Annotated in this window: 2 protein-coding genes and 1 pseudogene; all 3 read left to right on the forward strand. The window is 33.8% G+C overall.

The genetic code is table 11. The features are described 5' to 3' along the window. A pseudogene (locus tag V7137_RS21070) lies at positions 1 to 215 on the forward strand (hypothetical protein); the annotation flags it as partial. A 148-nt stretch (positions 216 to 363) separates the two neighbouring features. After that, the gene (gene psiE / locus V7137_RS21075) at positions 364 to 789 is read left to right on the forward strand and encodes a phosphate-starvation-inducible protein PsiE (protein WP_335699887.1); all 426 of its coding nucleotides are present in this window, start codon (positions 364 to 366) and stop codon (positions 787 to 789) included. Positions 790 to 874: 85 nt separating this feature from the next. Next, the coding region (locus V7137_RS21080) for a CBO0543 family protein (protein ID WP_335699888.1) at positions 875 to 1,299 on the forward strand (425 nt) is incomplete at its 3' end.

Below are 1,299 nucleotides of genomic sequence, written 5' to 3' on the forward strand. Positions count from 1 at the left end.
CAGATCATGATGGATTAAAAAACATAACCGAAGTTAAGCTGAAGACAAATCCAGGAGATCGTGATAGCGATCATGACAATATTGACGATGGCGATGAAGATTCAGATCATGATGGATATAACAACGTAACAGAAATTAAGCATAAGACCAACCCTGGGGATTGTCATAGCCATCAAAACGATGATGACGAAGATTCAGATAATGATAGAGATTAGTTCGCAATCGTAACAATCGCAAACTCATTAAAATAAGTCACTTCAATAAAGAGAGCTAGCATCATATGCTGGCTCTTTTTGTTACGCAGTAAAGATAGAATGAAAAGCTGCATCTTTGGGGAAATTATCATATCTGGAGGGAGTATGGATGATACAAAGAAAAAAAGACAAAAGAGTGAAAATAAAACTGGCCACCATTTTTCAATATGCTTTAAACACAGCATTGGTTTTACTAGCGATTGTTTTATGCATTTTGCTCGGTAAAGAGATCATTTATTTCGTTCGTTATGCTTTTTTTAACCATGATATTGAAGAACACTACAAATTTCTTGAGAGCATCTTGGTTTTCTTTTTGTACTTTGAATTAATTGCGTTGATCGTCAAATATTTTGAGGAAAACTATCATTTCCCGCTGCGCTACTTTCTTTATATTGGAATTACGGCTTTGATACGTCTAATCGTTGTCTACCACGATAGCCCGATTAATACCATATTATATAGTGGCGCGATTTTGGTTTTAGTTATCAGTTATTATATTTTGAATTCGGCTAAAGAAAAACATGAGAAAATATAATAGCTAACGATCGAGGGTCAATGGCATATTATTTTTTCTACTGGTAACGATAAACATAATTACCATATTTAAAAGGATGATTAAATTGTCAGACCCTCGAATCGTTCAATTTGATAAAGCTGTTAAATTGAGAAAAGAGTCTACAGATGCTTTTCTCGATTATTGGCGGGACCATGCGTTATATGCTTCTCTTGAATACTGGATCATGGTTGCGATACTTGTGGTACCACTCATCTTCCTAGTCTTCAAAATTGATAAGCATAAGCTTTTTTTAATCACATTTTATGGGTATACCGTTCACGTAATAGCTGCGTACATAGACTTATATGCGGTCAATAGTGGACTGTGGAATTATCCATTTCAGGTAGTACCATTTCTACCTAGTTTTTCTATAGATTCAAGTATTATTCCGGTTGCTTTCATGCTTGTATATCAATGGACGTTAAATCATAAAAAAAATTATTACGTATTTTCATTTATTACTTCAACCATTTTTGCGTTTATTTTTAA

This window comes from Neobacillus drentensis (genome assembly GCF_036962765.1).
Taxonomy (GTDB): domain Bacteria; phylum Bacillota; class Bacilli; order Bacillales; family Cytobacillaceae; genus Neobacillus; species Neobacillus drentensis_C.

Bases quoted from the DNA above. Each gene is read 5' to 3' on its own strand.
- psiE (WP_335699887.1), top strand. From the start codon at position 364: ATGATACAAAGAAAAAAAGACAAAAGAGTGAAAATAAAACTGGCCACC.